Origin of the sequence: Streptomyces sp. NPDC058663 (assembly GCF_042716745.1) — a bacterium.
Taxonomy (GTDB): domain Bacteria; phylum Actinomycetota; class Actinomycetes; order Streptomycetales; family Streptomycetaceae; genus Streptomyces.
In genome coordinates this window covers 1-19,408 of the sequence record NZ_JBHXRV010000085.1, presented here as the reverse complement: position 1 = coordinate 19,408, position 19,408 = coordinate 1, and the positions used below count along the sequence as shown (strand labels likewise).

Genomic DNA, 19,408 nt, shown 5'->3' with positions numbered 1-19,408 from the left:
GCGGAGCGCGACACCCGGTGGGCGGGGGAGCGGGACGGTCAGTGGATGTCGAGGCTGCGCAGCACCAGGCCCGTGGCGGGCTTCGGGCCGAAGGACGTCGACTTGCGGGGCATCGTCACGCCTTGGCGGGCCAGGTCGCGTACGACCTCCTCGCGCACCGGGTGCATGAGCACCGCGGTGGCTCCGTGGCGCTCGGCCTGCTCCACGGCGGCTTCCGTGTCGTGGATGTAGGCGATGTCCTCCGGCGCGTCCGGGATGTGCCAGACGTCCGCGAGCAGTGTCTCGTGCAGGACGGAAGCGTCCAGAGTGCGCCACGCGTCGGGGCGGTCGCGGCGGACCGTGCGGGCGAGAAGTTCGGGGTCGGGGCGGTCCAGGAGGTGGAACGCGCCGTCGCCGGCGAGGAGGAAGGCGTTCCCGGAGGAAGCGGCCTCCGCCAGCGCCTCCATGGCCTCCGGAAGAGGCGTGCGCAGCTGACGTATGCGGAAGGAATCGCCCACCGCGGCCAGGGCCTCGGACACCGGCAGGCGGTGCAGCAGACGGTGGATCGCGCGGACCTGGAGAGGGTAGCGCGCCGTGTCGACCAGCAGGACGAGGCCGTAGTCCCAGGGGGTGGCGGCAGGAGTGTGCTCCTCCTTCAGCCGGAGGTACGTCGCCCAGCGGTGGTGGCCGTCCGCGATCAGGGCCTGGTGGCCGGCGAGGTCCGTGGTGACCGCGGAGACCTCGGCAGGGTCGGTGATCGACCACAGGCGGTGGTGGAAGCCGTCCTCGGTGGTCGTGGAGAGGAGCGGGGGCCGGGTGAGGGCCCGTGCGACGGCAGCGGTGGTGCCGGTGGGCTCCTCGTCGCTGCGGTAGGTGAGGAGCAGGGGCTCCAGATTGGCGGCGGTGGCCCGCATCAGGGCGGCGCGGTCCTCGACGACGTGCGGCATGACGTCCTCGTGGGGCAGGACGACGCCCGCCTCGGGTGCGGACAGGGCAAGCGCGCCGACGATGCCGCGCTGCACGAGGCCGTCGCGGGACTGCTCGTACACGTACAGGGCGGGTTCGGCGTCGGGGGCGAGAACGCCCTCGGCCAGCCAGCTGCGCAGTGTCTCGGCGGCCTGCTGGTGCCGGGCGGCGGGGGTGTCGGCCTGCGGGAGGATCAGCCGGACGATGTTGTGCGGATCCGCGGATTCCAGATGAAGCAGACCGTCCGGGCGGACCACCACGTCGTACGGCGGAGAGGTCACGGCGGCGAGGCTGCCGACCGCCTCCGGAACGTAACGGAGTCCGCGCAGGGGGACCAGTCGCAGGCCGTGGTCGTCGGGCCGCCCAGGTGTGCTCATTGGTGCATCGTAAGTCGGGTGGGGAGATGGGTGATGATCGGGGGAGAAGCCGCCGATCGAGGAGATCCAGAATGAGCCACCAGCAGCAGACCAGGACCTGTCCGGGCAGCAGCGCGAAGGTGCTGAAGGAGGCGTACGACACCGCGCTGCTGGACCTCGACGGGGTGGTGTACGCGGGCGGTGATGCCATCGCGTACGCCGTGGAGTCGCTGGGGGAGGCCCGGGACTTCGGCATGCATCTCGCGTACGTCACCAACAACGCGCTGCGCACACCCGACGAAGTGGCCGCGCATCTGACGGAGCTCGGGATTCCGGCGGAGGCGGGCGAGGTGATCACGTCCGCGCAGGCGGTGTCCCGGCTGATCGCCGATCAGGTGCCGCAGGGCTCAAAGGTGTTGGTGATCGGCGGGGAGGGGCTGCGGGTCGCGCTGCGCGAGCGGGGGCTGGTGCCGGTGGACTCGGCGGAGGATTCGCCGGTCGCGGTGGCCCAGGGGTACGGGGGGCCCGATCTGCGGTGGAGCCGGTTCGCGGAGGCTTCGTACGCGATCCGGCAGGGGGTGCCGTGGTTCGCGTCGAACACGGACCTGACGATTCCGAGCGCACGCGGGATCGCGCCGGGCAACGGTGCGGCCGTGGAGGTCGTACGGATCGCCACCGGGGCGGAGCCGCAGGTGGCGGGGAAGCCGTTGCCGCCGATGCACCGGGAGACCATCCTGCGGACGGGGGCCGAGCGGGCGCTGGTGGTCGGGGACCGGCTGGACACGGACATCGAGGGGGCCAACGGGGGCGGCGTGGACTCGCTGCTGGTGCTGACCGGCGTGACGGATGCGGCGCAGCTGCTGGCCGCCGAGCCCAAGTACCGGCCGACCTATGTGGACGCGGATCTGCGGGGGCTGCTGACCGGGCAGCCGGAAGTGACCGGGGGGAGCGGGGAGTTCGCGTGCGGCGGCTGGACGGCTTCGGCGCGGGGGGACGCGCTGGAGCTGACGGGGGAGGGCGAGGCGATGGACGCGCTGCGTGCGCTGTGCGCGGTGGCGTGGACCGAGGCGGGGGACGGGGCGTGCGAGCTGGACGCGAGTGAGGTGCTGCGGAGGGTGGGGCTGGCGTGACCGCCCGCAGGTTGATGGCGCCTTGTTGCGGGCTGATCAGGCCGCTTCGTTGCTGGTGAGGAGCTGGTCCTCGGACGTGCCGGGGCGCCAGTAGCCCGAGAAGCGGATGGCCTTGCGGTCGTAGCCGCGATCCTGGACCAGGTGGCGGCGCAGGGCACGGACCGTGGCCGATTCGCCCGCGATCCAGGCGTACGGGCGGGACGCGGGGTCGGGGAGGGCGGCGGCACGGACCGCGTCCAGGAGGGGGGAGGCGGGGTCGCGCACCAGCCAGGTGACCTCGGCGTCCGCCGCTGTGGGCAGGTGCTGGCGGTCGGCCGGGTCCTGGACCTCGATCCACACCCGGGCGGGGGCGCCCGGCGGAAGTGACGCCAGGATGCCGGCCAGCGCGGGCAGGGCCGACTCGTCGCCCGCGAGGACGTACGACGTGGTGCCGGGCGGTGGGCGGAAGTCGTAGCCGGCGTTCTCCGCGCCGCTCGGGGCCAGTACGCAGAGGCGGTCGCCGGGGGCGGCCGCCGTCGCCCAGCGTGAGGCAGGTCCCTCGGCGCCCGGGTGCAGGGCGAAGTCGACGACCAGTTCGTCGGGGTCGCGGCGCAGGTCACGGGTGGTGTACGTACGCATGATGCCGCGTACGTGAGGGTCGAGGGCGCACCAGGCGGCGTACCAGTTGCCGTCGTCGTCCCGGGGTACCACCGGGGCGTCCTGGCCGGGGTGCGGGAAGAACAGCTTGATGCGCTGGTCGCGGCCGGCGGAGCCCATCGCGGCCGGCCCGGTGCCGCCGAGGGTCACGCGCAGCATGCTCGGCGAGAGCCGTTCCGTGCGCAGGACTCGCAGGTCGAAGAAGCGGTACGGGGCGTCGGCGGGCGGCGGTGTCGTAGCCGGTGCCGCCGGGGAGGTGGAGGCTGTCCGGGAGGCGGCGGTTGGGTTGACGGTGGTGGCGGCCGGGGTGGAGACGGCGGCCGGTGTGGTGGTGACTGCTGGAGGGGCGGTGGGGGCGGTCGGCTGGGCTGTGGTCGGCTGGGCTGTGGTCATCGGGCGGCCTCTTCGGCTGAGCGCGGGCGGCGGGCCCTCGGTGCGTGGGCGGTGGGTGCGCCGCGGCGGGTGCGCGGGCGTGGCGAGGGGCGGCGTAGCTCTCCGTACAGGGTGATGTGGAGGGTAGGCTAACCTAACCTGGTGTTGGTCGACAGTCCCCCCGAACAGAGCGCGGAGCCCGGTTCCGCTCCCTCCGCCGCCCGTACCGTCCGCAGACGCAACTCCCTGCGCGCCGCCGGGCTGTTGGCTTCCCTGGGAGCGTTGGTGCTGGTGATGCTGCTGAGTGTCGCCGTGGGCGCCAAGACGCTGACGCTCGGCGAGGTGTGGCACGGGCTGGCGCACTATTCCGGCGTCGGCGACGACGTGATCATCCAGGATGTGCGGGTGCCGCGCACCCTCCTCGGCGTGCTCGTCGGAGCCGCGCTCGGCACGGCCGGGGCGGTGATGCAGGGCCTGACCCGTAACCCGCTGGCCGAACCGGGCATCCTCGGTGTGAACGCCGGGGCCTCGGCCGCCGTCGTGTCCGCGATCAGTTTTCTCGGCGTGACCTCGCTCACCGGCTATGTGTGGTTCGCGTTCCTCGGCGCGGGACTGGTGTCCGCGCTGGTGTACCTGCTGGGCGGCAGCCGGGGTGCGACCCCGGTGCGGCTCGCGCTCGCCGGTACGGCGGCCACCGCCGCCCTCTACGGGTACGTCAACGCCGTACAGCTCCTCGACTCGGCCGCCCTGGAGCGACTGCGCTTCTGGACCGTGGGGTCGCTGGCCTCGGCGGACATGGCGGTGGTGTCGAAGGTGTGGCCGTTCATCGTGACGGGGCTCTGCCTGGCGCTGCTGATCGCGCGACCGCTGAACGCCATGGAGATGGGCGAGGACAGCGCCCGCGCGCTCGGCGTCCGGCTGACCAGGACGCGGGTGCTCGCGATGGTCTCCGTGACCCTGCTGTGCGGCGCCGCGACCGCCGCGTGCGGGCCGATCGTCTTCGTCGGCCTGATGGTGCCCCACCTCGTGCGCGCGCTCACAGGGCCGGACATGCGGTGGATCCTGCCGTACGCCGCCGTCCTCGCGCCCGTGCTGATGCTGGGCTCCGACGTGGTGGGGCGCGTCGTGTCGCGGCCCTCCGAACTCCAGGTCGGGATCGTCACCGCGCTGATCGGCGGGCCCGTCTTCATCCACCTGGTACGCCGTCGGCGGATGGGGCAGCTGTGAGCACTGAGGAAGCTGTGAGTACTGAGGAAGCCGTGCCGAGCACGGAGCGGGCGCCTCTGCGGCGTTCCGTATCGGCACGGGCGGTGCGGAGCGGCCCGCTGTCGATGCGGGTCGAGCTGCGGGCGGTGCTCGCGACGGCGGCCCTCGCCCTGGTGGCGGTCGCGGCCGGGGTCTTCCTCATCGGCAGCGGCGACTTCCCGATGACCCCGGGCGAGGTCCTCGCCACGCTGAGGGGCGACGGAGTGCCCGCGCAGGAGTTCATCGTGCAGGACGTCCGGTTGCCGCGGGTGCTGAGCGCTCTGCTGGTCGGGACGGCGCTCGGGCTGTCCGGAGCGATCTTCCAGTCGATCTCCAGAAATCCGCTCGGCAGCCCGGACGTGCTCGGTTTCGGGCAGGGTGCGACGGTCGGCGCGCTGGTCGTGATCGTGCTGTTCCAGGGCAGCAGCTGGGCGGTCGCGGCGGGTGCCCTCGCGGGGTGCCTGCTGACGGGCGTACTGGTCTATCTGCTGGCGTGGAAGCGCGGGGTGCACGGCTACCGGCTGGTCCTCGTGGGCATCGGCGCCGCTGCCATGCTGACCGCCGTCATGCAGTACCTGCTGACCAGGGCCAGTCTGGTCGACGCGACGCAGGCGATGCTGTGGATCACCGGCACGCTGGACGGGCGCGGCTGGGAGCAGGTCGTGCCGCTGGCCGCCGTGTGCGCCGTACTGGTTCCGCTGGTGCTCGGGCACGGGCGGGCGCTGCGGATGATGGAGATGGGCGACGACGCGGCGTACGCGCTGGGCGTGCCCGTCGAGCGGGCCCGGGTCGTGCTGATCCTGTGCGCCGTGCTGCTCATGGGCGCGGCGACCTCGGCGGCGGGCCCCATCGCCTTCGTGGCGCTGAGCGCCCCGCAGCTCGCGAGGCGGCTCACCCGGTCGCCGGGACCGAACCTGCTGCCCTCGGCCCTGATGGGCGCCGGGCTGCTCGTGGTCGCGGACTGGGCGGCCCAGCAGGCGTTCGGGGAACGGCAGCTGCCGGTGGGCGTGGTGACCGGGGTGATCGGTGGCTGCTATCTGCTGTGGCTGCTGGTGACGGAGCGCAAGGCAGGACGGATATGAGCAACAGCAACGGTGGGAGTGGGACGTCCATGCAGCGACTCGTCGCGGAATCGGTGACGCTTCGATACGACGAGCGGGTCATCGCCGAGAACCTCTCCGTGGAGATTCCGGACCGCTCCTTCACGGTCATCGTCGGCCCGAACGCCTGCGGAAAGTCGACACTGCTGCGCGCGCTTTCGCGGATGCTGAAGCCGTCGCAGGGGCGGGTGCTGCTCGACGGGCAGCCCATCGGGTCGATGCCGGCGAAGAAGGTCGCCAGGACGCTCGGGCTGCTGCCGCAGTCGTCCGTGGCTCCCGACGGGATCACCGTCGCCGACCTGGTGGCCCGTGGCCGCTATCCGCACCAGGGCCTGCTGCGGCAGTGGTCGCCCCAGGACGAGCGGATCGTCGACGAGTCGATGGCCGCCACCGGCGTCGCCGGACTGGCCGAACGGTACGTGGACGAGCTGTCCGGCGGACAGCGCCAGCGGGTGTGGATCGCGATGGCGCTCGCCCAGCAGACACCGCTGCTGCTCCTCGACGAGCCGACCACCTTCCTCGACATCCAGCACCAGATCGACGTGCTCGACCTGTGCGCGGAACTGCACGAGACGCAGGGGCGCACCCTGGTAGCCGTCCTGCACGACCTGAACCACGCGGCGCGGTACGCGACGCATCTGATCGCCATGCGGGACGGGAAGGTCGTCGCCGAGGGCGCGCCCTCGGACATCGTGACGGCGGACCTCGTGGAGCGGGTCTTCGGGCTCAAGTGCCAGGTCATCGACGATCCGGAGACCGGGACCCCGCTGGTGGTGCCCGCCGCGCGCAAGGCCAGGGCCGCTGCCTGCCCCGCTCCCGCACCCGCTCCCGCCACCGGGACGGGATCCGCTGTCGCAGACGCGGCACCTGCGGACGCCGGTGCGGCTAGAGCAGCTTCCTGAGGTGCAGGAGGTCGCGGAAGCCGGCCTCCAGCCGCACCCTTCCGGAGGCCCAGGCCTTCGCGAAGTTCAGCTCCCCCTCGACCATCGCGACCAGATCGTCGCCGGTCATCGCCAGCCGGATCTGGGCCCGCTCGCGGGGCGGTCCGGGCGTGGTGTCCGCCACCGTGATCCGGCCGTCCGCGAGACGGCCGGTAAAGGTCGTGTCGAGGTCGGTGATGTGGCAGCTGAGCGAGCGGTCGAACCCCGCGACGTCGCGCACGCCGTCGTGGTCGGAGCCGCTGAGACTGTCCGAGAGTTTGTCGAGTGCACCGCGGCACTCCTGCATGGTCGCCATCATGGCCGACCGTACCTCAGGGCTTCGCGGTAGCGTCATGACCATGGATGTCGAGGAATCACAGGCCGCGGAGGCCGACGGGGCCGCGGGCATGGCGGCGTACGATCCGGCCGCGCCCGCCCCGCTCGGAGCGGAGCGGAGCGCCACCGGCAACGCCGAGGTGGACGCCGCTCTTGAGCGTCTTTCGGACGTCGACCACCTCACGGCGGACGGACACATCGAGGTGTACGAGGATGTACACCGGGGGCTGCGCGAAACGCTGACCGCGCTCGACGCACGTCCGGGACCTCCGGCGCCCTCCGAGAGCCGGGCGACACCGTCGTCACCGTCCACCCCGTACGACCTCAGGAGCTGAACGAGAAGTGGCAGGAGTGGCACGCCGCCGCCTGGACGCCGAGCTGGTCCGCCGGAAGCTCGCCCGCTCGCGGGAGCACGCGAGCCAGCTGATCGCCGCCGGCCGGGTCAAGGTCGCCGGAGCGGTGGCGGCCAAGGCGGCGACCCAGGTCGAGACGGCCGCCGCCCTGGTGGTGCTCAAGGACGACGACGACCCCGACTACGTCTCGCGCGGCGGTCACAAGCTGGCCGGCGCACTGGCGGCCTTCACCCCGCTGGGGCTGCGCGTCGAGGGGCGGCGGGCACTGGACGCCGGGGCCTCCACCGGCGGTTTCACCGACGTGCTGCTGCGGGCCGGGGCCGGGCACGTGGTGGCCGTCGACGTCGGCTACGGGCAGCTCGCCTGGTCGCTGCAGTCCGACGAGCGGGTCACCGTCAAGGACCGGACGAACGTCCGTGAGATGTCCCTGGAGATGATCGACGGGGTGCCGGTGGATCTCGTCGTCGGCGATCTGTCGTTCATCCCTCTGGGTCTGGTGCTGCCCGCGCTGGCGCGCTGCGCGGCCCCGGACGCCGATCTGGTGCTGATGGTGAAGCCGCAGTTCGAGGTGGGCAAGGAGCGCCTCGGCAGCGGAGGAGTGGTACGCAGCCCCGAGCTGCGGGCGGATGCCGTACGGAACGTGGCACGGCAGGCGTGGGGCCTCGGCCTCGGAGTGCGGGGCGTGACGGCCAGTCCGCTGCCCGGGCCCTCCGGAAATGTCGAGTACTTTCTGTGGCTCCGGGCGGGGGCACCCGAACTCGACCCGGCGGACGTTGACCGTGCAGTGGCGGAGGGGCCGCGTTGACAACGACAGGGACGACCGCAGGAACGGCCGGGGACACCCCGGAGACCGCGCAGCAGACCGGGCCGCCGACGGAGTCGCGGGCCGGGACCCGGGCGCAGCCGGGTGCCGAGCCGCTCGCCGCGGCGCGCGCCGAGCCCGCGCACGCCGCGTCGCGGGTGCTGGACCCGGCGGCCGAGCGCACCGTGTTCCTCCTGGCGCACACCGGGCGGCCCGCCGCGATCCGCAGCGCCGAACTCGTCGTCGAGGGGCTGCTCAAGAGCGGCCTCGGAGTGCGGCTCCTGGAGTCGGAGGCGGTCGATCTGCCGCTGCCTTCATCCGTGGAGACGGTCGTCGAGGCGACCCCGGACGTACTGGACGGCTGCGAACTGCTGATCGTCCTCGGCGGCGACGGCACGCTGCTGCGCGGTGCGGACATCGCCCGCGCCTCCGGCGTACCGATGCTCGGTGTGAACCTCGGCCGGGTCGGATTCCTCGCCGAGGCCGAGCGGGACGACCTGGACAAGGTCGTGGACCGCGTGGTCAGCAGGTCGTACGAGGTCGAGGAGCGGATGACCCTCGACGTCCTGGTGCTCAACAACGGCGAGGTCCTGCACCGCGACTGGGCGCTCAACGAGGCCGCCGTGCAGAAGGTCTCGCCCGAGCGGATGCTGGAGGTCGTCCTGGAGATCGACGGCCGCCCGGTCACCGGGTTCGGCTGCGACGGTATCGTCTGTGCGACGCCGACCGGCTCCACCGCGTACGCCTTCTCGGCAGGCGGTCCCGTGGTGTGGCCCGAGGTGGAGGCGCTGCTGATGGTGCCGATCAGCGCACACGCCCTGTTCGCCAAGCCGCTGGTGACCTCGCCCGACTCGGTGCTCGCCGTCGAGGTGCAGCAGCACACCCCCGACGGTGTGCTGTGGTGCGACGGCCGCCGTACCGTCGAACTGCCCTCCGGGGCCCGCGTGGAGGTCCGCCGGGGCGCGGTGCCCGTACGCCTGGCCAGGCTGCACCACGCCTCGTTCACAGACCGTCTGGTGGCCAAGTTCGCCCTCCCTGTGTCGGGGTGGCGCGGGGTGCCGCACTGACCGCACCCCGCGTCTTCACCGAGTCTTCGTGCGATCAACCGGACGACCGCCCTGTCACCCACTGTGGCGCAGGGCGCACGACTCGCGCACTGCGGTCGGCCGCAGGATTGGGCTGCGGTTTTCCGCAGGTTTCGCAGGCTTGCGGAGGGTGCGGCGGGCGGGGGCCGTCGCACACCGCCCTCCGGACCTCGTATGGTCGTGTCCGTGTTGGAGGAGATGCGGATACGGTCGCTCGGAGTCATCGACGACGCTGTGGTCGAGCTGTCACCAGGCTTCACCGCGGTGACCGGCGAGACCGGAGCGGGCAAGACCATGGTCGTCACCAGTCTCGGGCTGCTGCTCGGAGGCCGGGCCGACGCTGCCCTGGTGCGGCTCGGGGCCAAGGCGGCGGTGGTGGAGGGGCGGCTCACGGTGCGTCCAGGCGACCCCGCCGCGCTGCGCGCGGAGGAAGCCGGGGCGGAACTCGACGACGGGGCGCTGCTCATCAGCAGGACGGTTTCTGCCGAGGGGCGTTCGCGCGCCCACCTCGGCGGCAGGTCCGTGCCGGTGGGGGTGCTCACCGAACTGGCGGACGACCTCGTCGCCGTCCACGGGCAGACCGACCAGCAGGGCCTGCTGCGGCCCTCCCGGCAGCGCCAGGCGCTCGACAGGTACGCGGGTGACGCCGTCGCCGTGCCGCATGCCAAGTACACGGCCTCCTACCGCCGTCTGAAGGCCGTCTCGGCCGAGCTCGACACGCTCACCACCCGGGCCCGTGAGCGGGCCCAGGAGGCCGATCTGCTGCGCTTCGGCCTGGAGGAGATCGCCGCGGCCGAACCCCTCTCGGGTGAGGACGCGGAACTCGCCACCGAGGCCGAGCGGCTCGGCCACGCGGAGGCCCTGGCCTCCGCCGCCGCGCTCGCGCACGCCGCGCTGGCCGGAAACCCCGAGGACCTCGAAGCGGTCGATGCCAACACCCTGGTCGCCGGTGCGCACCGCGCCGTCGACGCCGTCCGTGCGCACGATCCCGCCCTGGCCGTCCTCGCCGAGCGCATCGGCGAGATCGGCATTCTGCTCGGCGACGTGGCGGGCGAGCTCGCCGGGTACGCGGGCAACCTCGACGCCGACCCGCTGCGGCTGGCCGCCGTGGAGGAGCGCAGGGCCGCCCTGACCCAGCTCACGCGGAAGTACGGCGGCCCCGAAGGCACTGTGGACGCCGTGCTCGCCTGGGCGCAGGAGGGCGCAGCCCGGCTCACCGAACTGGAGGGCGACGACGACCGGATCGGCGAACTCACTGCCGAGCGGGACGTGCTGCGCGGGGAGCTGTCCGACCTGGCCCAGACACTCACCGACGCCCGCACGGAGGCCGCGGCACGGTTCGCCGACGCGGTGACCCAGGAGCTGGCCTCGCTCGCCATGCCCCACGCGCGCGTGTCCATCGACATCCGGCAGACCGAGGACCCCGAGCGGGGCATCGAGGTGGGCGGCCGGCTCGTCTCGTACCACTCCTCCGGCGCCGACGAGGTCGAGCTGCTGCTCGCCCCGCACCCCGGGGCACATCCGCGCCCCATCGGCAAGGGCGCGTCCGGCGGCGAGCTCTCGCGCGTGATGCTCGCCGTGGAGGTCGTCTTCGCCGGGTCCGACCCCGTTCCGACGTACCTCTTCGACGAGGTCGACGCCGGCGTCGGCGGCAAGGCGGCCGTCGAGGTCGGACGGCGGCTCGCGAAGCTGGCCAGGTCGGCGCAGGTCGTCGTGGTGACGCATCTGCCGCAGGTGGCGGCCTTCGCGGACCGCCAGCTGCTCGTCGAGAAGACCCACGACGGGTCCGTGACCAGGAGCGGGGTGACCGTCCTGGAGGGCGAGGACAGGGTGCGGGAGCTGTCGCGGATGCTGGCCGGCCAGGAGGACTCGGAGACGGCCAGGGCCCACGCGGAGGAACTGCTCGCGACGGCCCGGGCGGACGTCTAGGGCTTGTGAGCCCTCCGCCCGCAAGGGGCTGCCGTGCGCGCTCACGGCGGCCCGAGCCGTGCCGGTACGCCCCCATGGGGTCCGGCACGGTGCCGTAAAGCGCGCCACGGGGCCGGTACGCCCGCCATGGTGCCGGTACGCCCGCCATGGGGTCCGCCACCGTGCCGTCCGCAGGAAAGGGGTTCTGCTCCGTGCCGTCCGTCGGCCGTGGGCCCTCCCGTCGCCCTCGACAGGGTGACTTCATGATCATCAACGGGCGGGCGGCCGCATTCCTGGGCGCCGTCGGAGTCTCCCTGTGCGTACGGGGGGCGATGCGGCGACGGCCGCCCGGAAAGGCCGCTCTGTGGGAGCGGAAGAACTTCGCGGGCGGGACTGTCGAGCTCTACGCCGGGCCCGCCACCACCCTCGGCGCCGCGGCAGCCGTCGCCGCTTCCCCGGCCCTGCCGGCCCGGACGCGGACGGCCGCCGTGCTCGCCATGCTGGCGGCCGGGGGCTGCGGCGCGTACGACGACATGGCGGGCAGGAACGACCCGCGCCGCGGCTTCCGCGCACACCTGGGCGCCCTTCGGCACGGCGAGATCACCAGCGGATCGGTCAAGCTCCTGGGCATCGGCACGGCGGGACTGGTGGCCGGGGCACTGCTCCGGGAGCGGCCCGTCGACAAGGTGCTCGCGGGTGTGGTTGTCGCCGGCACCGCACACCTGGTCAATCTGGTGGACGTACGGCCGGGTAGGGCGGTCGGTACGGTCCTCGCGCTCGGCGCGGGCAGTGTACTCAGGGGCGGTGCTGCCGGAGTGCTCGCCGCCGCACCCGTGGGAGCGGCCGCGGCGGTCCTCAGGGACGACCTGCGGCGGCGCTCCATGCTGGGCGACACCGGCGCCCACGCCCTGGGCGCCGGGCTCGGCGCGGCGGCGGCCGCAGGCGGCGGCCGTACCGGCCTGGTCCTGCATGCCGCAGTGCTCGTCGCTGCCGCTGCCTGCGGCGACAAGATCAGCCGTGCGGCGGAGGCTTCCTGACCGGCGATCACTCGTGCGGGTGGTCACAGGCGTGAAGTGACCGCACGAGGGCATTTGTGGGGCCCCAACTGGTCCGGGGGCTGGCATTCTTGGCGCCGTAGCACGCACCGGTTCAGCACAGGAGCGGCAAGGAATTCGGTGCGAGTATCCCGGACAGTGGCCATCCGTTCCGGGTCGTCTGCTACAAGTGCCTTTTCCCCGTGCCGAGTCGCGCGCCGCCTTCCACTCAGGAGCACCCACCACTGTGAGCAGCACCGCGCCCCCGCCGTACGGACAGTCGCAGCTGCGTGCCGTCCAAGTGCTCGGCAGCGGGAGTGAAGGCAGCAGCGCGCACGTCAGGTCCCTGACCGCGGGACTCGTCGCACGGGGAGTGCGGGTCACCGTGTGCGCCCCGGCCGACCTGGAGAGCGCCTACGGGTTCGCCGACGCGGGGGCCGACGTGGTGGCCGTGCCCCGGCGTGGCGACCCGCTGTCGGTGGCCGCGCTGCGGGCCGCGTGCGCGGACGCGGACATCGTCCACGCGCACGGTCTGCACGCCGCCGTGCGCAGTGCGTTCGCACTCGGCGGGCGGGTGCAGGAGGGCGGCAGGGTGCAGCAGATCCGGGCGGCGGCCGGCGGCCGGCCCCGGGGCCGCGTACCGCTGGTCGTCACCTGGCACACCCGGGCGTACGCGGAGGGCGCGCGCGGCCACGTCGTACGGCTGATGGAACGACAGGTGGCCAGGGCCGCGGCGGTCGTCCTCGGCACGTCGTCCGACCTCGTCGACCGGGCCCGCAGCCTGGGGGCGCGCGACGCCAGGCTCGCGCCGGTCACGGTACCCGCGCCCCGGCCGGCCGGAGAGTTCCACGAGGGCAAGGCGCGGGCCGAGCTGGGGGCGGTGGGGCGGCCGTTACTGATGGCGGTCGGCAGCCTGGTGCCGAACCGGGGGTACGACGTGCTGCTGGACGCCGCCCGGGTCTGGCGCGACCTGGACCCGGCGCCCCTGCTCACCATTGCCGGAGAGGGGCGGGAGCGGGCCGCGCTCCAGCGCCGCATCGAGGCGGAGGACCTGCCGGTGCAGATCCTGGGACGGCGGGACGACATCGCCGTGCTGCTGGCCGCAGCCGATGTCGCGGTGTTGCCGAGCAGGTGGGAGTCGCGGTCGGTGCTGGCGCAGGAGGCGCTGCGGGCCGGGGTGCCGCTGGTGGCCACCGCGGTCGGGGGCATCCCGGAACTGGTCGGGGACGCGGCGGAGTTCGTGCCGTACGGGGACGCGCAGGCGCTGGCACGGGTGGTGGCCGATCTGCTCGCGGACCCGGAGAGGCGGGCCCGGCTCGGCGAGGCGGGGGTGCGGCAGGCGGCCACCTGGCCGACGGAGGACGAGACCGTGACGCAGGTGCTCAGCGTGTACGACGAGCTGACGGGGCAGGGTTAGCCGGAGCCCGGAGCCCGGAGCCCGGAGCCCGGAGCCCGGAGCCCGGAGCCCGGAGCCCGGAGCCCGGAGCCCGGAGCCCGCGAGCCCGGAGCCCGCAAGCCCGCAAGCCCGCGGCGCATGGGCTCGGAGCACACGAGCCGGGAGCCCGCGAGCCGGAAGCTCGAACCCCGGAGCCCTGCTGCCGGAGCCCGAGAGCCCGAGAGCCCGCAGCACGTGAGCCCGAGAGCCCGCGAGCCCGCAGCACAGGAGCTCGAAGCACGCGTGCTCGGAGCACACGAGCCGGGAGCCCGCGAACGGCCGTGGCGGACCCGCGAGCCGCGGGCTCGCCCCGCGAACGGCCGCGGCGGACCCGCGAGCCGGGCCCGTGAGCCGCGGAGGCCGGGGCCGTGCCTGCCGCCTACGACGTGTGCCTGCGTGCCCGTAGGGCCAGGCTCAGGGCCAGTACCGTCTGCGGGTCGTCCAGGTCCGTTCCCAGGAGTTCGGAGATCCGGGCCAGCCGGTTGTAGAGGGTCTGGCGGTTGAGGTGGAGCTCGCGGGCGGTCTCCGCCTTGCGGCCCGCGTGTGCCAGGTACGTCTCCAGCGTGGGGAGCAGGGGCGGGCGCGAGGTGCGGTCGTGGTCGCGGAGGGGGCCGATCGCCCGGTCCACGAAAGCGGCCAGGTCGGGGTGTTCCCGCAGGCGCCACAGCAGGAGGTCGATGTCCAGACGGCGGGCGTCGTACCAGGGGCGGTCGGGCAGGCCCTGGGCCGCAGTGGCCGTCTCTGCCGCGTGCCGCAGTCCTGCCGAGGCCGCCGCCCAGCCGCCGGCCATCCCGACCACCACCACCGGCGGGTGCGCGCCGGCCCGGCCGAGACCGGCCCGTTCCACTCCCGCCCGCAGCGCGGCCGCGACCCGGTCGGCGACCGCCGTGCGCTCCGACTCCGTACGCAGGCCGAGCAGCAGCGGAACGCGGCCCTCCACAGGACGTACGCCCAGCAGCACGGGCACCCCCACGGACGACAGCTCCTCCAGCACGGCCCGCGCCAGCACCGACCAGTTCCCGGACGGCGACAGCTCCGCCGCCAGCCGCATCACCACCGGCAGCAGCGGCCCCTCGCCCGGCTTGAAACCCAGCACGCGGGCCTGGGCGGGCGCGTCGTCCGCCGAGATGCGGCCCTGGGCGAGGTCCGTGAGGAAGTCGCCGCGGCCGCGCGCCGCCAGCTCGTCCTCCTGGCGGGCCTGCATCAGTACGACGGCGAGGAGGCCCGCCGCGCGCTCGGCGGCGATCCGGTGCACGGGCAGCAGCGGTGTCTCGACCCCCACGAGGACCAGCCTGGCCCGCACCGAACCGGCGCCCTGCCCGCCGCCCGGCACGTCCACCACCGTCCCGTTCGCGGGCGGACCCGACTCGCGCGACTCGCGCTGGCCGCGCAGTCCCTCCCAGACCTGGAGCGGGTCCGCACCCTTGTGGTCACCGGCCGAGGGGCCGGCCGCGTACAGCAGCTGCCCGTCGGAGGTCTCCAGGAAGACCGGGTTGGCGGCGAAGTCCGCCAGGATGCCGAGCACCTGCGGCACCCCGCCACCGCCCAGCAGCGCCTCCGTGCATCGCCGGTGCACCTCCTCGGCGCGCCGCAGCAGGGTGTAGTGCCCGTTGACGATCTCGGTGTGCACCTCTTCGGTCACGGAGACGAAGGGCACCTCGCGGTGCAGCTGCACCAGCGGCAGACCGGCCGCCCGCGCGGTGTCCACCAATGTGGCGGGAAGCCGGCCGAAGCGCGGCCCCAGCTCGACGACGAGGGCCGCGATGCCCCGGTCCGCCAGCCTGCGCACGAAGGCCCGCTGTTCGGCGGGGCGGGTACCGAGGCCGAGGCCGGTGGTCAGCAGCAGTTCACCGCCCTTGAGGAGGGAGGCGATGTTGGGAACCTCACCCGCGTGCACCCAGCGCACCGTCCGCTGGAGCCGGTCGGCTCCGGCCATCACCTCGGGCAGCCCGCTGCGGAGTCCCGGCAGTTCTAGGGCCCTTTGCACGGTGATTCCGCCCTGCGTGTCCATGGGTCGGGACGGTACCCGGGCGCCTGTTCCCAGAACATCACCCGACGGTCACGGGGTGAGTCCCGCGCCCCGTTGCCCCGACAACTCGTCGTGTTCCCGGGGTATTTGAGCGACCTCCTGTCGGTTGTGGCGTACGTCACTCCCGAAGAGACTGCCCCCGCACCAGCGATACGTGACAGGTCCACGATGAAACGCGTCCGCACGGGCGGCCGGGCACCCCTGGGAGCCCGGCCGCCCGGCACAAGAGAAGAGAGCGCGCCATGGCCGACAGCACCGCCGGCGACCCGACCGCGGGCACCGCCCCACATCCTTCCGCTCCACCCGTGCAACGTCTCAAGGCGAACTCCGTCGGCCTGCTCGGCGTCGTCTTCATGGCGGTCGCCACCGCCGCCCCGATCACCGCGATGACCGGCAACCTCCCCATCGCGGTCGGCTTCGGCAACGGCACCGGAGCCCCCGCCGGATACCTCTTCGCCACCCTCGTCCTCACCGTCTTCTCGGTCGGATACGTGGCCATGGCCAAGCGCATCACGGCCGCCGGCGCCTTCTACGGATACATCTCGCACGGACTGGGCCGCATCGCGGGCATGGCCTGCGGAATGCTCGCCGTCCTCGCGTACATCGTCTTCGAGGCGTCCATCGTCGGGATCTTCGCCTACTTCGCGCAGACCACGGTCGCCGCCCAGCTCGGCGTCGACCTGCCCTGGATCGTGTACGCGGCCCTGATGCTCGCCGTCACCGCGGTCCTCTCGTATTTCGACATCAACCTCACCGCCAAGGCGCTCGGGGTGATGCTGGTCGGCGAGATAGCGGTCCTCTTCGCGGTCGCCACGGCCGTGCTGATCGCGGGCGGCGGCCCGGACGGCATCCCGGTCGAGCCCATCAATCCGCTCAACGCCTTCACCGGGACCTCGGCCGGGCTCGGCCTGTTCTTCGCCTTCTGGTCGTGGGTCGGCTTCGAGTCGACGGCGATGTACGGCGAGGAGTCCCGCAACCCCAAGAAGGTCATCCCGCGCGCCACGCTGATCTCGGTGATCGGCGTCGGCCTCTTCTACATCTACGTCTCCTGGATGACCATCGCGGGCAACGGCCTGGAGGGCGCGGTCAAGGTCTCCGGTTCCGCCGGCCCGCTCGACCTGTTCTTCGACCCGACCCGCACCTTCATCGGCGACTGGGCGGTGAGTGCCTTCCAGTGGCTGCTGCTCACCGGGTCCTTCGCCTGCGGGATGGCCTTCCACCAGTGCGCCTCGCGCTATCTGTACGCCATCGGGCGCGAGGGATTCCTGCACCCGGCGCTCGGCCGCACGCACGCCAGACACGGCTCGCCCTACCTCGCGAGCTACGTCCAGTCGGCCATCGCGACCGCCCTGGTCGGCGCCTTCTGGCTGGCCGGTGAGGACCCGTACATCCACCTGTACACCCTGCTCGCGATCCTCGGCACGATGGCGATCCTCATCGTCCAGACCCTGTGCTCCTTCGCGGTGATCGGCTACTTCCGCAAGAACCACCCCGAGGACAGGCACTGGTTCAAGACCTTCACCGCGCCGCTGCTCGGCGGGATCGGCATGATCGCCGTCGTCGTCCTGCTGGTCCTGAACATGGAGACGGCGGCCGGCCCGGCTGCCGACTCGCTCTTCTTCGCGCTGATTCCGTGGATCGTCGGAGCCGTCTTCTTCGGCGGGCTCGGCCTCGGCTGGTACCTGCGGGCCAAGCGGCCGGAGCGGTACGCGGTGATCGGGCGGATCGTCCTGGAGGACGCCGCCGAGCGCGCGCACGAACCGCAGTCCCCGGACCCGGAGGTACGGGTCACCGCCGTCTGATCCTCCGGTGCGGCGCGCCGGGTCCGTCGCGCGTCCCCTCCCTCTTCCCGCCCCCTCCTCTTTCCTTCCCGCTCGTCAGGTCCGGTTCACCGCCCACCTCTTAGCGAGGAGTTCCCATGTCCCGTACGTCCCCTTCCCGCGCGCCGGCTTCCCGTACGCCCGCGATGCGCGCCCTGCGGCAGCTCGCCGCCGAGCACTCCGCGGCCCGCCGTCTGCGCATGCCCGTCGCCGAGGTCCGCGGCGTCACCCGCCGCGAACTGCTGGCCCGCGCCGGCGCGCTGGGTCTCGGCGCCGCTCTCGCGGGGCAGGCGGTCCCGGCCGCGGCAGCGCCCCGTACCGCCGTCGACCAGCCCGTACGGTCCGCGGCCGCCCCCAGGATCGCCGTCGTGGGCGCGGGCATCGCCGGGCTGACCGCCGCGCTCACGCTCCAGGACGCGGGCCTGGCCTGCACCCTCTACGAAGCCGACCCGGGCCGGGCCGGCGGCCGGATGTGGACCCAGCGCACCCACTGGGGTACCGGGCAGATCTCCGAGATCGGCGGCGAGCTGATCGACACCAGCCACAAGAAGATGCTCGAACTCTGCCGCCGCTTCCGCCTGCCCACAGAGGACTTCCTCGGTGGCGGGCCCGGCGGGGCCGAGGAGGTCCTCTGGTTCAACGGCGCCTACTACCCGCGCAGCCAGGCGGACGAGGACTTCAAGGCCGTCTACCAGTCGCTCCACCGCGATCTCCAGGAAGCCGGCGAGGTCACCTGGAACCGGACCACCCCGGCCGGCACCGCCCTGGACACCATGTCCTTGTACGAGTGGATCGAATCGCGCGTGCCCGGGGGCCACACCTCCCCGCTCGGCCGCTTCTTCGACGTCGCCTACAACGTCGAGTACGGCGCCGACACCACCGAACAGTCCGCCCTCGCCCTCGTCCTGCTGATGGGCTACCAGACCAACCCGGGCCGCTTCAACATCTGGGGACTGTCCAACGAGCGCTACCACATCACCGGCGGCAACGACCAGCTCCCGCGCGCCATCGCCGCCGCCCTGACCGGCGGCACGATCCAGCACGGCAAGCAGCTCACCGCCGTCCGAGCCCACGCCGACGGCACCCAGACCCTCACCTTCACCGACGCGGGCACCGTGACCACCGTCACCGCCGACCACACCCTGCTGTGCGTCCCGCTGCCCGTCCTTCAGCGGCTCGACCTCTCGCGGGCGGGCTTCGACCCGCGGATGACGAACCTGGTGCGCGACGCCCGCATGGGCACCTGCACCAAGCTGAACATGCAGTTCGCCTCCCGGCCCTGGCGCGGCACCGGCGCCTGGCCGGGAGTGTCGGCGGGGGACTGCTTCACCGACAGCGACGTCCAGCAGACCTGGGACACCACCAAGATCCAGCCGGGCAGCGGCGGACTGCTCATCCAGTTCGGCAGCGGACACCTGGCGAAGGCGCTGACCCCGGCCACCCCGTTCGCCACCGAATCGGATCCCTACGTACGGGACCTGGCGGCCCGCCGCACCCGCGAGATCGACGCGTTCTTCCCCGGCACGTCCAGGAGCTGGACCGGCAGGGCCCAGCTCTCCGCCTGGCACCGCAATCCCCACAGCCTCGGCGCGTACTCCTACTGGCCCGTCGGCTATCTGCACAGGTACGCCGGCTACGAAGGCACCCCGCAGGGCAACATCCGCCTGGCCGGCGAGCACACCAGCTACGACTTCCAGGGGTTCATGGAAGGCGGCGCGAGCGAAGGCGCCCGCGCCGCCCAGGAGGTGATCGGCACTCTGAGGTAGGCACAAGGGCCCCGGCGGGCGGGGCCGGGACGCTGTGCAGCCCCGCCGGGGGGGGCCCGGCCCCCCCGAAAGGGCCCCAACCACCCCCCCCGGGGGACCCCCCCAACCCCCCCCACCCCCAGACCCCCCACGGCCG

General features: G+C 73.2%; 16 protein-coding genes. 12 read left to right on the top strand and 4 right to left on the bottom strand.

Going from position 1 to position 19,408, the window contains the following annotated elements; genetic code table 11:
• Positions 1-38 precede the first annotated feature (38 nt).
• Complete coding sequence (locus tag ACFWVV_RS36515) at positions 39-1,322, bottom strand: DUF1015 domain-containing protein (protein WP_384349452.1); 1,284 nt, start codon at positions 1,320-1,322, stop codon at positions 39-41.
• 71 nt (positions 1,323-1,393) lie between these two features.
• On the opposite strand from ACFWVV_RS36515, the gene ACFWVV_RS36510 reads away from it, so the two are divergent.
• Complete coding sequence (locus ACFWVV_RS36510; RefSeq protein WP_384349449.1) at positions 1,394-2,431, top strand: HAD hydrolase-like protein; 1,038 nt, start codon at positions 1,394-1,396, stop codon at positions 2,429-2,431.
• Positions 2,432-2,467: 36 nt separating this feature from the next.
• On the opposite strand, the gene ACFWVV_RS36505 is transcribed toward ACFWVV_RS36510, so the two are convergent.
• The gene (locus tag ACFWVV_RS36505) at positions 2,468-3,460 is read right to left on the bottom strand and encodes a siderophore-interacting protein (protein ID WP_384349447.1); all 993 of its coding nucleotides are present in this window, start codon (positions 3,458-3,460) and stop codon (positions 2,468-2,470) included.
• 144 nt (positions 3,461-3,604) lie between these two features.
• Here ACFWVV_RS36505 and ACFWVV_RS36500 point away from each other — a divergent pair, with 144 nt between their 5' ends.
• The 3 genes from ACFWVV_RS36500 (at position 3,605) to ACFWVV_RS36490 (ending at position 6,686) form a co-directional block, all read left to right on the top strand.
• On the top strand, positions 3,605-4,666 hold the full coding sequence (locus ACFWVV_RS36500) for a FecCD family ABC transporter permease (RefSeq protein WP_384349488.1): 1,062 nt from the start codon (positions 3,605-3,607) through the stop codon (positions 4,664-4,666).
• A 104-nt stretch (positions 4,667-4,770) separates the two neighbouring features.
• Entirely contained in the window at positions 4,771-5,766 is a 996-nt protein-coding gene (locus ACFWVV_RS36495; RefSeq protein WP_384349485.1) for a FecCD family ABC transporter permease, read from the top strand.
• Between the two features lie 29 nt (positions 5,767-5,795).
• Entirely contained in the window at positions 5,796-6,686 is an 891-nt protein-coding gene (locus ACFWVV_RS36490; RefSeq protein WP_384349482.1) for an ABC transporter ATP-binding protein, read from the top strand.
• On the opposite strand, the gene ACFWVV_RS36485 is transcribed toward ACFWVV_RS36490, so the two are convergent.
• Positions 6,670-7,020, bottom strand: a complete 351-nt coding sequence (locus ACFWVV_RS36485) for an SCP2 sterol-binding domain-containing protein (RefSeq protein WP_384349445.1) — start codon at positions 7,018-7,020, stop codon at positions 6,670-6,672. The two genes, ACFWVV_RS36490 and ACFWVV_RS36485, sit on opposite strands and share 17 nt — an antisense overlap.
• Positions 7,021-7,063: 43 nt before the next feature.
• Between ACFWVV_RS36485 and ACFWVV_RS36480 the strand changes: the two genes are divergently transcribed.
• The 6 genes from ACFWVV_RS36480 to ACFWVV_RS36455 all read left to right on the top strand — a co-directional run bounded on the left by ACFWVV_RS36480 (position 7,064) and on the right by ACFWVV_RS36455 (position 13,639).
• Entirely contained in the window at positions 7,064-7,375 is a 312-nt protein-coding gene (locus ACFWVV_RS36480; RefSeq protein WP_384349442.1) for a hypothetical protein, read from the top strand.
• A gap of 7 nt (positions 7,376-7,382) precedes the next feature.
• Positions 7,383-8,198 (top strand): TlyA family RNA methyltransferase, encoded by an 816-nt coding sequence (locus ACFWVV_RS36475; RefSeq protein WP_384349439.1) that lies wholly within the window; start codon positions 7,383-7,385, stop codon positions 8,196-8,198.
• Positions 8,199-8,356: 158 nt separating this feature from the next.
• On the top strand, positions 8,357-9,262 hold the full coding sequence (locus tag ACFWVV_RS36470) for an NAD kinase (RefSeq protein ID WP_384349479.1): 906 nt from the start codon (positions 8,357-8,359) through the stop codon (positions 9,260-9,262).
• 192 nt (positions 9,263-9,454) lie between these two features.
• Positions 9,455-11,209: a DNA repair protein RecN gene (gene recN / locus ACFWVV_RS36465; protein WP_384349436.1), complete on the top strand. Its 1,755-nt coding sequence runs from the start codon at positions 9,455-9,457 to the stop codon at positions 11,207-11,209.
• A 242-nt stretch (positions 11,210-11,451) separates the two neighbouring features.
• Positions 11,452-12,225 carry a hypothetical protein gene (locus ACFWVV_RS36460; RefSeq protein WP_384349434.1) on the top strand — a complete coding sequence of 258 codons (774 nt, stop codon included), beginning with the start codon at positions 11,452-11,454 and terminating at the stop codon, positions 12,223-12,225.
• A 244-nt stretch (positions 12,226-12,469) separates the two neighbouring features.
• The gene (locus ACFWVV_RS36455) at positions 12,470-13,639 is read left to right on the top strand and encodes a glycosyltransferase family 4 protein (protein ID WP_384349431.1); all 1,170 of its coding nucleotides are present in this window, start codon (positions 12,470-12,472) and stop codon (positions 13,637-13,639) included.
• 397 nt (positions 13,640-14,036) lie between these two features.
• Here the strand turns inward: ACFWVV_RS36455 and ACFWVV_RS36450 are convergent, their stop codons facing one another.
• Positions 14,037-15,668: a PucR family transcriptional regulator gene (locus ACFWVV_RS36450; RefSeq protein ID WP_384349428.1), complete on the bottom strand. Its 1,632-nt coding sequence runs from the start codon at positions 15,666-15,668 to the stop codon at positions 14,037-14,039.
• 260 nt (positions 15,669-15,928) lie between these two features.
• Between ACFWVV_RS36450 and ACFWVV_RS36445 the strand changes: the two genes are divergently transcribed.
• Both ACFWVV_RS36445 and ACFWVV_RS36440 read left to right on the top strand, forming a co-directional pair.
• Complete coding sequence (locus ACFWVV_RS36445; protein WP_384349426.1) at positions 15,929-17,488, top strand: APC family permease; 1,560 nt, start codon at positions 15,929-15,931, stop codon at positions 17,486-17,488.
• Positions 17,489-17,604: 116 nt separating this feature from the next.
• On the top strand, positions 17,605-19,272 hold the full coding sequence (locus ACFWVV_RS36440; RefSeq protein ID WP_384349423.1) for a flavin monoamine oxidase family protein: 1,668 nt from the start codon (positions 17,605-17,607) through the stop codon (positions 19,270-19,272).
• Positions 19,273-19,408 lie beyond the last annotated feature (136 nt).